The sequence below is a fragment of the Oleiphilus sp. HI0123 genome (genome assembly GCF_001635315.1).
The window spans coordinates 1-2,125 of the sequence record NZ_LWGE01001542.1; the positions used below are offsets into that span (position 1 = coordinate 1).

Below are 2,125 nucleotides of genomic sequence, written 5' to 3' on the forward strand. Positions count from 1 at the left end.
ACGGATTCCTAATGGCGCGACGGTTGAACGAGCCATCGCATCTCCTTTTCATCGTGGCGACACATTAACCTTTGATTTACATCGCCCGGACTTCACAACGGCGATGAATTTAACCAAGAAGATTAATGACTTGCTAGGGCCTAATACAGCTTACGCCAGCGATGCAGCTTCGATTACCGTCAAAGCCCCTCGCGATGCATCTCAGCGAGTTAGCTTTTTGTCGATGCTCGAAAATATGAATGTTGAAACAGGGGAAGAAGCGGCGAGAGTGATTATTAACTCTCGTACCGGCACCATCGTTGTCGGTCAGAACGTTAAGGTGCTTCCAGCTGCGGTTACCCACGGAAGTCTTTCGGTAACAATTACTGAAGACCCTGCAGTCAGTCAACCAAATCCGCTTGGAGGTGGTCAGACGGTTGTCGTACCACGCTCCGATGTTGATGCAGAACAAGAACCTAGTCGAATGTTTCAGTTTGGCCCTGCAGCGACGCTGAGCCAGATTGTTCAAGCGGTTAATCAAGTTGGTGCTGCGCCAGGAGATATCATGGCTGTACTCGAAGCCTTGAAGCAGGCTGGTGCCTTAAAAGCAGATTTAATTGTTATATAGAAAGAAATATAAGCAAAGCCATGTGGAACCTTAGAGGTTAGTGATGAATAGCGCACTGATGAGTCAGATAAATAATCCGATGATGATGGCGACTGATAATATAGGGAATCAGTTGCAGAACAGTGCTGCCCGTTTTAATAAGCATACCCAGGGCTTAAATGACTATAACAATCTCAATGCTCTGCAGTCTCTTAAGCATCAATCCAAGACAGATAGAGACGGCGCCCTAGATGCTGCCGCCAAACACTTTGAATCGATATTCGTCTCGATGATGATTAAAAGTATGCGCGATGCTAATAAGGTATTTTCTGAAGGAAACCTATTGCAAAGCAACCAATCAGACTTTTATCAGCAGATGTTTGATAGCCAGATGGCAGTAAGCTTATCAACTGGTAAAGGTATTGGTCTGGCTGAAGTGATCAAGCGACAAATGTCAAAAGGCGTAGGTGGTGAAGAGTCAGATTTAAGTTCCTATCCATTAACCTCTCAAGACAAATCTTTTTCTCTGAAAGACTATGCGCGCCAGCCATTTGTTAGCGCAGAGAAAATTGCAAAGATTGAAACGGCAATGAATCAAATTGATCAGACGATTGCTAGCCTGGACTCAGATAAAGTTGCTGAATCAAGTAAGTTAGACTTCAGTTCTCCCGATCAATTTATCGCTTCTCTTTATCCCTATGCTAAACAGGCAGAGCAAGAAACAGGTATTGATGCTCGTCTAATGTTGGCTCAGTCAGCACTGGAAACTGGTTGGGGTAAACGAGAGATCTTAAATTCTGATGGTAGTCCTAGCCATAATTTATTTGGTATTAAGGCGCAAACAGGATGGACGGGTGACAGCACAAATATAACGACGACTGAATATCGAAATGGTGTCGCAGTGAAGGAGCGCGCAGACTTTAGGTCTTATTCGGGTTACCAGGAAAGCTTTTCAGATTATGCGCGTTTTTTGAGTACTAATGCCCGATATGAGCAAGCGCTCGAGAAAGCGGGTGATCCGTATGACTTTGCACACGAGCTACAAGATGCCGGCTATGCAACCGACCCAGACTATGCCAACAAGATTAATCGTATTATTGGTCGTTATATGAATATTGATGAACTTTCTAGTCTGGACCTTGGCTCTACCGCAAGCAAATTAGGAATTGGAGGCTGATATGCCAGATCTAATCGGTATTGGCCTTTCAGGTCTACAAGCTCATCAGACAGCCTTATCGGTCACGGGTAATAATGTTTCTAATACCAATACACCTGGCTACAGTCGTCAGGAGGCCGTGTTTGTAGATAATAAATCTATTCTTACTGGTAGTGGTTACACTGGTCAGGGCGCGAATATTGCCACGATTCGTAGAAATGCAGAGGATTTTATTAGCGAGCAGGTTCGTGCCGATACAACCGTTTATCATGAACGTGATGCAGTGCTTACTCAAGCAGAGTCGATCGATAACTTGCTTGCCAGCACGACAACTGGTTTGACGCCTGCTATGACTGCTTTCTTCCAAGCCTTCCAAGGTGGCG

General features: G+C 44.9%; 3 protein-coding genes. All 3 read left to right on the plus strand.

The features are described 5' to 3' along the window. The coding region (locus A3761_RS20605) for a flagellar basal body P-ring protein FlgI (protein WP_197473148.1) at positions 1–607 on the plus strand (607 nt) is incomplete at its 5' end. Positions 608–650: 43 nt separating this feature from the next. Next, positions 651–1,763, plus strand: coding sequence for a flagellar assembly peptidoglycan hydrolase FlgJ (gene flgJ / locus A3761_RS20610; RefSeq protein ID WP_082865168.1), 1,113 nt, complete (start codon positions 651–653; stop codon positions 1,761–1,763). A 1-nt stretch (position 1,764) separates the two neighbouring features. Then, the coding region (locus A3761_RS20615; RefSeq protein ID WP_231881269.1) for a flagellar basal body protein at positions 1,765–2,125 on the plus strand (361 nt) is incomplete at its 3' end.